A 9881-nucleotide genomic window follows, 5' to 3' on the forward strand; every position below is an offset into this window, starting at 1 on the left:
CAGGGCCGCGAGGCGCAGGTCAACTCGATCTACATGATGAGCCACTCCGGTGCGCGTGGTTCGCCGACGCAGATGAAGCAGCTTGCCGGTATGCGCGGCCTCATGGCCAAGCCGTCGGGCGAGATCATCGAAACGCCGATCATCTCGAACTTCAAGGAAGGCCTGACCGTCCTTGAATACTTCAACTCGACCCACGGCGCTCGCAAGGGCCTCGCGGATACCGCGCTGAAGACCGCGAACTCGGGTTATCTGACGCGCCGTCTGGTCGACGTCTCGCAGGACTGCGTCGTCACCATCGACGATTGCGGCACCGAGCGGGCGCTCGAAATGCGCGCGATCGTGCAGGGCGGTTCGACGATTGCCTCGCTTGGCGAGCGCATTCTGGGCCGTACCCTTGCCGAGGACATGATCGAGGCCAAGACCGGCGAAGTGCTGATGCCCAAGGGCACCCTGCTCGACGAAGCTGCCATTGCAAAGATCGAGGCTGCCGGTGCGCAGTCGGCACGCATCCGTTCGCCGCTGGTCTGCGCGGCGCAGGTCGGCGTCTGCGGCACCTGCTACGGCCGTGACCTTGCACGCGGTACGCCGGTCAACATCGGCGAAGCAGTTGGCGTCATCGCGGCGCAGTCGATCGGCGAGCCAGGCACGCAGCTCACCATGCGTACGTTCCACATCGGTGGCGCAGCGCAGGTGAACGAGCAGTCCAACCTCGAATCGCTGTGCGACGGTACCGTCGTCTATCGCGACATCCCGACGATCACCGACTCGCGCGGTCGCCGCCTCAGCCTTGCCCGCAACGGCGAGATCGTGGTGCTCGACAACGAGGGCCGTGAGCGCGCGATGCACCGCGTGCCTTACGGTACCCACCTGCTCCACGAGAACGGTGCGACCATCAAGCAGGGCGAACGCCTTGCCGAATGGGACCCGTTCACGCTGCCGGTGATCACCGACAAGCCGGGTGTCGTGCGCTATCAGGACCTTATCGACGGCCGGACGCTGACCGAACTCGTTGACGACGCGACGGGCATTGCCCAGCGCGTTGTGACCGAGAACCGGGCCGGCGGGCGCGCCAAGAAGGAAGACCTCCGTCCGCGCCTGACCCTGCTCGACGAGAACTCGGGTGAAACCGCGCGCTACCTGCTGGCGCCGGGCACCACGCTTTCGGTCGAGGATGGCCAGACGGTTCAGGCCGGTGACGTGCTGGCGCGTGCCAGCCGTGAAGCTGCCAAGACCCGCGACATCACCGGCGGTCTGCCGCGCGTGGCCGAACTGTTCGAAGCACGCATCCCGAAGGACAACGCGATCATCGCGAAGATCTCGGGCCGCATCGAATTCGTCCGCGATTACAAGGCGAAGCGCAAGATCGCGATCATCCCCGAGGAAGGCGAGCCGGTCGAGTACCTGATCCCCAAGTCGAAGGTGATCGACGTTCAGGAAGGCGACTGGGTCAAGAAGGGCGACAACCTCATCAGCGGTTCGCCCAACCCGCACGACATTCTCGAGGTCATGGGTGTCGAAGCCCTGGCCGAGTACCTCGTCGCGGAAATCCAGGAAGTCTACCGACTGCAGGGCGTGAAGATCAACGACAAGCACATCGAGGTGATCGTTCGCCAGATGCTGCAGAAGGTCGAGATCACCGACGGCGGCGATACCACGCTGCTGCCGGGCGAGCAGATCGACCTTGAGGAAATGAACGAGTACAACGCCAAGCTCGCGCCGGGCATGCGCCCGGCCGAAGGCAAGCCGGTGCTGCTCGGCATCACCAAGGCTTCGCTGCAGACGCGTTCGTTCATCTCGGCCGCGTCGTTCCAGGAGACCACCCGCGTGCTCACGCAGGCGGCGGTCGAAGGCAAGCGGGACTCGCTGATCGGCCTCAAGGAGAACGTGATCGTGGGCCGCCTGATCCCGGCGGGCACGGGCGCGGGCATGAACCGCCTGCGCGTTGCGGCCACCAGCCGCGATGCGGCGCTTCGCGCTTCCTACCGCAAGCTCCAGGAGTCCCTCATCGCGCCGAACTCGGCGGCTGAGGAGCATGCTGCCGAGCTGGCGCAGGGCCCCGAAGCGGCGATCGGCAACGATCCGCTCGCGGCGGTTGAGGGCGAAACGCACGGCCTCGATGCTGATGCCGGTGACTACCTGATCGAGGGCGATGAGGCTTGATCGGCTGATCGCTTCTCACTGATCAATCTGAAGACCCCGTCGGCCAAGCCGGCGGGGTTTTTGGTTTGTACTTGGTTGTCTACGTAGTGAAGACAGTCCGAGATGGAGCAGGTTGCAAGGGCTTAGGCCTTAGACGCCGATGACCGGTGCCCGATCTCGGCGCTCCGTTACCGGAGTCGATTTGCATGCTCAGCGAAAAGGCGCGCGGCGGCGCGCGGCTTCTGATCGGTCTGCTGCTGGCGATCATCGCGCTCGCCTCGGCCGTGGTCTATGCCATCCGCGCCGATGGCCCGATGACGCAGGACAGCGCGCTTCAGGCTGAAATCCTCGCCGATGTACTGCCGCCGCCTGCCTTCGTGGTCGAGCCCTATCTCAACGCGTCGCTGATCGTGCGTGATCCGCAGCGCGCCGGACCCTATCTGAGCGATCTCAAGGATGAACACGCCGAGTTCGAGGCGCGAAAGGCGTACTGGAAGAGCGCGCCGGTACCTGCACAGCTGCGCCAGCCGCTGAACGACACGATCGCGGCAGCCGACAAGTTCTGGAAGGTGATGGACAGCAAATTCCTGCCGGCGGTTTCAAGCGGCAATCGCGAGGCGATGGAAGAAGCCTTCACGATGGAGATCGCGCCGATCTACCGCGTGCAGCGCGAGCAGGTGCGCAGCATCGTCGCGCTCAGCCGCGCCTACAGTGCCGAAACCGCCCGCACCAATGCAAAGCTGACTGCGCTCGCCCTTGCCGGCCTTGCGGCGATGGCGCTCGCGATGCTGGGCCTGATCCTGTGGAGCGCGCGCGCCGCGCAGAAGCTGGTCGTCGCCCCGCTCGTCGAGACCGCAGGGACCATGCAGCGGATGGCCGAAGGCGATACGGGCGTGATGATCGAAGGTACCGGGCGGCCCGACGAAATTGGTCAGGTGGCGCGTGCCATGGTGGTCTTCCGTGAGGCCGAGGAGGAGCGCCGCCAAGCCGCAGCCGAACAGACCGCCGTGGTTGATGCGCTTTCCGCCGGACTTGACCGGCTTGCCGCCAAGGACCTCGAGCATCAGCTCGAGAAGCCGTTTCCCCCGGCTTACGAAACCTTGCGCAAGAACTACAATGCGGCTGTGGCATCGCTGGCAGAAGCGCTCCGCATCGTGCGCGTCGGCACGGCCAGCGTGCAAGGCAGCATTTCGGAGATCGGCGCGGCGGCGCATGATCTTGCGCTGCGCAACGAAGCCCAGGCAGCCCGCATCGCCGAAACCGCGCGGGCGATGGATTCCGTGACGGGTATCGTGCAGGAGACCGCGACCGGCGCGCAAGCGGTGAGCCAGACAATTACCCTTGCCGACCGCGAGGCGGGAGAGGGCGGCGAAGTGGTGCGCCGCGCGATCGAGGCGATGGCCGCCATCGAGCACTCGGCGCAGGAAATCGGCCAAATCATCAGCGTGATCGACGGGATCGCGTTCCAGACCAACCTGCTTGCGCTCAATGCCGGGGTCGAGGCGGCCCGCGCCGGCGAAGCGGGCAAGGGCTTCGCGGTTGTTGCGACCGAAGTGCGCGCGCTTGCCCAGCGCAGCGCCGATGCGGCGCAGAGCATCAAGGCGCTGATCACCACCAGCGGCGAGCAGGTCGGTGCGGGCGTGGAACTCGTGCGCGAGAGCGGCACACGGCTTGAGGCGATCGTCCGCCGGATTGGCGAAATCAGCGCGCTCACCGGCAGCATCGCCGGATCGGCGACACGTCAGGCGGCCAGCCTCAGCCAGATCAACGCCGCGATGGGCGAGATGGACCGCATGACGCAGCAGAATGCCGCGATGGTCGAGGAATCCTCGGCCGCCACACGCAGTCTGGCCGCCGAAGCCGTCCGACTCAACGAACTGGTCGCGACCTTCCGCACCCGCGACATCGCGCACCGGCCCGCAGCAGTGGCCGCGCCTGATGCCATGCGCCGCAAGTCTGCGGTCGACGATTCGCCAGGCCCGCTGCCACTGGCACTGGCGAGTTGAGCGATCAGGCGTTGGCGCAGGCCATTGCTTCGAGCGCGGCGAAGCTGTCCAGCACGCCCGGATCGGCGAACGGCGCCACCTGTGCGAGGATCAGGCCGGCAAGATCGCGGTCGGTATCGATCCAGTAGTAGCAATTGAAGATACCGGCCCAATGCAGGCTGCCCGGCGAGCGGCCGGCCGGGCCGACCTCGGTGTTGACGAGGAACCCACCAAGCGTCCAGCCGCCGCGCTGGTCGGGCAGCGGGTTGAAGGCGCTGGCAAAGCTGGGCATCGCGGTGGTCATCTCGCCCGCCGAGAGATGTGCCGGGAGCGCATCCTCGCGCGCGATCTTTGCCATTTCCGGCGATAGCACGCGCACGCCGTCAAGCTCGCCGCCGCGCAGGATCATGCGCATGAAGCGGGTATAGTCGCCTGCGGTTGAGGACAGGCCGCCGCCGCCGTTGTGATACTCACCGCCGCCGAGCACCATGCCTTGCGTCTTGAAGCTACCATCGGCCTCACGCACGTGGACCTGCGCTTCGCTGGCCTCCCACACCGCACGGAAGCGGGTCTGCGTCATGCCCAGCGGCCCGGTGATCTCGCGCTCGAACCATTCGCCGAGGGTCATGCCGGTCACCGCCTCGACGGCGAGGCCGGCCCAGTCGATGCCCACGCCGTACTGCCAGTTGGTTCCCGGATCGAAGCGCAGCGGCAGATCGAGGCTGGCGCGCTTGCCGGCGGCCATCTTGCCGGTGGTCATGGCATGGCGCAGCAGATCGGCATCCATGAAGGTGTAGCCGCAGCCCGAGGTGTGCAGCAGCAGGTGGCGCAGCGTGACCGGGGTGCTCGCCGGGCGCAGGATCGGCGCGCCATCCTCGTCAAAGCCATCGAGCACTTGCGGCTCGGCCAGTTCGGGCAGGATCGGCCCGACCGGCGCATCGAGATCGAGCTTGCCGCGTTCAACGAGCTGGAGCACCGCGACGCTTGTGAGGGCCTTGGTCATCGAGGCGATCTGGAACAGCGTATCTTCGCGCATCGGCACGCCGTTCACAGCATCGGCCATGCCAGACACATGCAGGTAGCGCGTTTCCTTGCTGTCAGTGATCAATGCCACCGCGCCGGGCAGGTTTGCAGCCGCGACCACGGCCTCGAATTCGGCGATGCCCTTCATCTCTTTTCTCCCTACTGTGCTTCGGGCTCTCTGACGGAGCCACCCCGCGGGCCTGACTGCGCGTTCAGCGCGGCTTGCGGTGCTCGCCTTTGACCCAGCGCACGGTGCCCGAGCTGGCGCGCATCACGACGCTTTCGGTCGTCATCACGCCGCTCTTGTTGACCTTGACGCCCGCGAGCAGCGAACCATCCGTCACGCCGGTGGCGGCGAAGATGCAGTCGCCCTTGGCGAGTTCCTTGAGGTCGTAGACATAGTTCAGATCGGTGATGCCCCACTTGCGTGCGCGGGCCTTCTCGTCCTCATTCCGGAACAGCAGGCGGCCCTTGAACTGCCCACCGACGCAGCGCAGCGCCGCTGCCGCGAGCACGCCTTCGGGCGCACCGCCGGTGCCCATGTAGAGATCGATGCCAGTGTCCTCGTTGGTCACCGCGATCACGCCCGCGACGTCGCCATCGGGGATCAGGCTGATGCCGCAGCCAAGCCCGCGCAGCTCATCGATCAAGTCCGAATGGCGCGGCCGATCGAGCACGCAGACGATGATGTCGCTCGGATCGACGCCCTTGGCCTTGGCGACGGCGCAGACGTTCTCGCTCGGAGTACGGTTCAGGTCGATGATGCCATCAGGATAGCCGGGGCCGACTGCGAGCTTTTCCATGTAGACGTCGGGTGCGTTCAGCAGGCCGCCTTCTTCGGCAACCGCCAGCACGGCGAGCGCGTTGGGCCCGGCCTTGGCGGTGATCGTGGTGCCCTCGAGCGGATCGAGCGCGATATCGATCTTGGGCCCCTTGCCCGGCGCCGCGCCGACCTTCTCGCCGATGTAGAGCATCGGCGCCTCGTCGCGCTCGCCCTCGCCGATCACCACGGTGCCGTCCATGTAGAGCTCGTTGAACGCGGCCCGCATGGCTTCGACAGCGGCGGCGTCGGCGGCCTTCTCGTCGCCCCGGCCAATCAGCTTGGAGGCCCCGATCGCGGCCGCCTCGGTCACGCGGACCATCTCGAGGACGAGGACGCGGTCGAGAACCTGTGATGCGGCGGGTGCGGGTCGGATGTCGGTCACGTTGACTCCTGAGGCTCGTTGGCGGAAGCTAGGCTTTGCCCTAGACGGGAGGGTGTGCGGTTGTCGAGGCGCGGAATGGTCTTCAAGTACGCGCCGCGTATCGTTCTGAGCGCATTCCTATGCGTAAACCTGTCGATCCTTGCAATGGGTGAAGCTCTTGCGCAGTCCGCACCCGCTTCCGAGGCTTCTACATCGGCCGAAGCGGGAGCCCCAGCACCCACCGATTCCGGGCAAGCGCAGGTCAATGCGGAGATTGCGCAACGACTGTTGACCGCAGGCCAGCCCAAGAAATGCGAGAAGGCAGGTCCTGACGGCGCGATCGTCGTCTGCGGCGGGCGCGAGGCGAACGAGAAGGAGCGCCTGCCGCTGCGCGATGAGCTGGATTCGGCGCGGTCCACCAATGATGGCCTCCCCCGCGCACCCAACGTCAGCGGCCTGCGCGATTGCAGCCGGGGCTGCGTCGGATTCGGTTCGGTGCCGCCGCCGATGTACTTCTTCGACATTACCAAGCTGCCCGAGGCGCCCCCCGATTCGGACGCCGACAAGATCGCGCGCGGGGAGATCAGGGCGCCGTAAGCAGCAAGGTCTTCGCGCTCAATCTTCCTGGATCAGGCGCAGCAGGCTGCCGTCCGGATCGATCAGTGCGCCGACGAGGCCGCCCCAAGCCTCTCGCTTCGGGCGGTGCAGGCGCGGCCATCCGGTCGTCTGTTCCGGGATGCCCGCCGCAACGAGCCCGGCATAGAACCCCTCGACGTCATCCAGCCTGAGGCAGCTGCCGAACGAACTCGTGGCCGGGTCGAGGTCAGGGTAGGGAAAGAACTCGAGGATAAGGCCGCCGCGCTCGAGGATCATCCAGGCAGCGTCGCGCCACGAAACCGTAAAGCCGAGCCGCGCGTAGAACCGCGCTGTCGCTTCAAAATCGCGCGATGGCAGATTCGGTGTCGCCCGATCGGCTCTGGCTCCGGCCATGAAGGCTCAATCCTCGAGGATGTGCATCACCAGCGGCGGCGCAGCGAGACTGGGCGAACCTTCGAGCAGGCGCAGCGCATCGGCGATCGCACTTTCGGGGCCTTCATGCGTAACCATGGCGACGAGCACGGCTTCGGTGCTGCCGATGGCCGCGCGACCCTTCTGGATCAGGCTTTCGATCGAGACGCCGGCATCGCGCATCGCGGCGGTAATTTCTGCCAGTACGCCCGGACGGTCGGCCACGGTGAAGCGCAGATAGGCCTTGCCGATCCGGTGCCCGCTGTCGGCCGGTGTGGCGTATTCCAGTTCGGCGGCGGGAATCGAGAAGGGCGCGCCGATATCGCCGCGCGCAATGTCGATAAGGTCGGCGACGACAGCACTCGCGGTCGGGCCGTCGCCTGCGCCAGCACCTTGGAACAGCAGTCGGCCGACGAAGTTGCCTTCCGCCACCACGGCATTGGTCGCGCCGTCGACATGGGCCAGCGGATGATCGCGGTGGACCAGCATGGGGTGCACGCGCTGGAACAGGCGGCGCTGGCCCTCGGCATCGATCTCGGTCTCGGCCATGCCGATCAGGCGGATATAGTAGCCCAACGCATCAGCCTGCGCGATATCTGCGGCAAGCACGCGGCGGATGCCGGTGGCGGCGACAGGGCCGAAATCGATTGCCGTGCCGAAGGCGATGCTGGAGAGGATCGCGAGCTTGTGCGCCGCGTCGATCCCGTCGATGTCGAAAGTGGGATCGCTTTCGGCATAGCCCTTGGCCTGCGCCTCCGCGAGCACGTCGCCAAAGTCGCGGCCGGTGTCCTCCATGGTGGAGAGGATGTAATTGCAGGTGCCGTTGAGGATTCCGTAGATCCGGTCGATGTGATTGGCCGCCGCGCCTTCCTTGAGCGCCTTGATCACGGGAATGCCGCCCGCCACCGCCGCCTCGAACTTGAAGGCGACCTTTGCCGCCTCGGACTTGGTGGCGAGCTCGAGCCCGTGGTGTGCGATCATCGCCTTGTTGGCCGTCACCAGCGCCTTGCCAGCCTCGAACGTGGTCCGCGCCAGGGCAAGCGCCGGGCCATCGGCGCCGCCGACAAGCTCGACGACGACATCGACGTCGGGCCGCTCGCCGAGAATCACCATGTCGTCTTCCCAGGCATAGGCCGAGAGATCGACGCCGCGATCCTTGCTGCGGTTGCGCGCGCTGATCGCGCTGATCGTGATCGGCCGGCCGGCACGGCGCGCGATCAGGCCGGCGTTGGCCTCGAGCAGACGGATAACGCCGCCTCCGACGGTACCCAGGCCAGCCAGCGCGATGCGCAAAGGTTCACTCATGATGATCCCCGTAAAATCTTATGGCGCGCCTTAGGGTAGCTGATCAGACCCTGCAACCGCCGGTCGTGCGTGTCGTTCAGGGTGCCGCGCGCTTGCGGCTGCAGGGGCCGAGATCGGCCAGCACCTGCGCGTAATCCTCCGCTGCGATGCGCCGGTCGGCCAGCGAGGATGAGATGTTTGCGCGGTCAGGCAGGCGGTTTGGCAGGCCGCAGGCGAGGCGGTACCACGCAAGCGTGGCGGGGAGCGGCGGCCGCGCCGCCGAATCGACGATCTCGGTGAAGCTCACGCCCCAAGTCGGTGGCTGACCGGGGCGGCGCAGGACCGAGATCGAGACCGGCGCTCCGCTGGCAGTGCCAAGGAAAAGCTGGGTTTCGCCCTCTCCCGCGAGGTTACCCGAGACATGGAGCGCCTCGCGCAAGGCAGTGATCGCCGGCGGCGCATCCGGCCGCGAAGTCTCGGTCAGGATGGCCCGTAAGGTCGCTTCCCGCGCCGGTGTGAGCATCAGCATGGCATCGGGGGCGACAAGTTGGAGCTCTTCGATCTTGTCCGGCACCGCACGGCCCAGCACGATCACTTCGGTGCGCCCGAGTTTGGGCGGTTTTCCCCGCGCATCGAGCGGCACGTCTGCGAGGAAACGGATCGATTCGCCGATATCGTCACCCACCAGCAGATCGAGCGTGCGCGCCTCGATGTAGAGCCGCACATGGCCCGGAGCGAGGCCCGGCGCTTCCTCGGGCTTGAGCCGGATGGCCTTGCGGACTTCGGCAAGGGCGACGAGCTGCGCCGGCAAGGCGAGATCGACGAGATCGGCATAGGTCAGCTCGGGATCCGCATCGAGTCCGGGCGCCATTGGAACCGACAAAGCCGTTTCCTGTCCGTAGCTTGCGGCTGGACCACCAAGGCTGAGGGCCGCCGCTGCGAGGAGCCTAGTCCACAACGGGAAGGAGGCGCGGTCACCGGGAGAGCATCTGGTTCGGAACATGCTTGGGTCCTTAGAGTCGCTGGCGCCGAAAGGCGATGGCGGCATTGCCAAACCGTGTTTCAGGCAGCGAAACCGTGAATTGAAGGTTAACCGATAAAGCATTTGCGCGCCTTTGGCTTCGGCGTTAAAGCTCCCCGTTGTCGGGGATTTCAACAATGAAAGCCCGCAAAAGCCGCCGCCGGGTTCCTTGCACCCGATGTCGGCGGTCCGGTTTGCCGGCAGGGTGGAATGAAATCGCTGGATTGGCCAATCGCG

The 9881-nt window shown here is 66.2% G+C and carries 7 protein-coding genes and 1 pseudogene; 3 read left to right on the plus strand and 5 right to left on the minus strand.

The window, feature by feature from the left end; genetic code table 11:
- Together Q0082_RS13935 and Q0082_RS13940 are read left to right on the plus strand one after the other, a co-directional pair.
- Positions 1 to 2160 (plus strand): annotated as a pseudogene (locus Q0082_RS13935) (DNA-directed RNA polymerase subunit beta'); the annotation flags it as partial.
- Between the two features lie 185 nt (positions 2161 to 2345).
- Positions 2346 to 4145, plus strand: a complete 1800-nt coding sequence (locus Q0082_RS13940; RefSeq protein ID WP_298193668.1) for a HAMP domain-containing methyl-accepting chemotaxis protein — start codon at positions 2346 to 2348, stop codon at positions 4143 to 4145.
- 4 nt (positions 4146 to 4149) lie between these two features.
- Here the strand turns inward: Q0082_RS13940 and Q0082_RS13945 are convergent, their stop codons facing one another.
- Positions 4150 to 5295 (minus strand): serine hydrolase domain-containing protein, encoded by a 1146-nt coding sequence (locus Q0082_RS13945; RefSeq protein WP_298193669.1) that lies wholly within the window; start codon positions 5293 to 5295, stop codon positions 4150 to 4152.
- Positions 5296 to 5359: 64 nt separating this feature from the next.
- Positions 5360 to 6352: a class II fructose-bisphosphatase gene (gene glpX / locus Q0082_RS13950; protein ID WP_298193672.1), complete on the minus strand. Its 993-nt coding sequence runs from the start codon at positions 6350 to 6352 to the stop codon at positions 5360 to 5362.
- Positions 6353 to 6619: 267 nt separating this feature from the next.
- On the opposite strand from glpX, the gene Q0082_RS13955 reads away from it, so the two are divergent.
- On the plus strand, positions 6620 to 6928 hold the full coding sequence (locus tag Q0082_RS13955; RefSeq protein ID WP_298193675.1) for a hypothetical protein: 309 nt from the start codon (positions 6620 to 6622) through the stop codon (positions 6926 to 6928).
- A gap of 18 nt (positions 6929 to 6946) precedes the next feature.
- Here Q0082_RS13955 and Q0082_RS13960 read toward each other — a convergent pair whose 3' ends face one another.
- From Q0082_RS13960 to Q0082_RS13970, 3 genes are all read right to left on the minus strand, one after another.
- The gene (locus tag Q0082_RS13960) at positions 6947 to 7321 is read right to left on the minus strand and encodes a bleomycin resistance protein (protein WP_298193677.1); all 375 of its coding nucleotides are present in this window, start codon (positions 7319 to 7321) and stop codon (positions 6947 to 6949) included.
- Positions 7322 to 7327: 6 nt separating this feature from the next.
- Positions 7328 to 8644, minus strand: a complete 1317-nt coding sequence (locus Q0082_RS13965; RefSeq protein ID WP_298193681.1) for a homoserine dehydrogenase — start codon at positions 8642 to 8644, stop codon at positions 7328 to 7330.
- Between the two features lie 76 nt (positions 8645 to 8720).
- Entirely contained in the window at positions 8721 to 9494 is a 774-nt protein-coding gene (locus Q0082_RS13970; protein WP_298193684.1) for a hypothetical protein, read from the minus strand.
- Positions 9495 to 9881 lie beyond the last annotated feature (387 nt).

It is taken from the genome of Novosphingobium sp., from assembly GCF_027489515.1.
GTDB lineage: Bacteria > Pseudomonadota > Alphaproteobacteria > Sphingomonadales > Sphingomonadaceae > Novosphingobium.